This is a genomic window from Micrococcus sp. LASM2_SD2, assembly GCF_057364565.1.
The window spans coordinates 1-487 of record NZ_JBNFOB010000509.1; the positions used below are offsets into that span (position 1 = coordinate 1).

1 pseudogene is annotated in these 487 nt (G+C 76.4%); it reads right to left on the reverse strand.

The features are described from left to right. Positions 1–325 (reverse strand): annotated as a pseudogene (locus AC2W7A_RS13360) (class I SAM-dependent methyltransferase); the annotation flags it as partial. Between the last annotated feature and the right edge of the window lie 162 nt (positions 326–487).

Here is a 487-nt window from a genome sequence, read left to right on the forward strand (position 1 = left end):
CGCGCCGCCGACCAGCGTGAGCCCGCCGAGACCGGCCACGGTGTGGGACCGCGTCTGCGGTTCCGGGACCTCGGCGTCCCGGCGGGGCCGCGGGCGGTGAGGACACGGGACTTGGCGCGCCCCGGCCGGGGACCACGGTGGTGAAGCAGTCGGCGAGCACGTCGTTCATGGATGGGCTCATGTGCTTGTCCCGGCCGCCGGCCAGCACGAGGACGTCCTCGTCGGCCCAGCGGGCGATACGCGCCGCCGTCAGGCGCAGTGCGTCCAGGGAACGGGGCAGGGTGGTCAGCACCGTCTCGGCGCCGTCCAGTGTCTGCTCGTCCACGCCGCCCACGGTGAGTGTGCCCCAGGGCCGCGCTCCGGGCCCACCGTCGTCGAGGCCTGCGCGCACCCGCGTGAGGTTCTCCTCCACGGACGCGGCCGCCGGACGCCTCGTCCAGCCGAGCGCGACGCGTGCCGGCCGCCAGCAGGGCAGGGCGAGCGCACC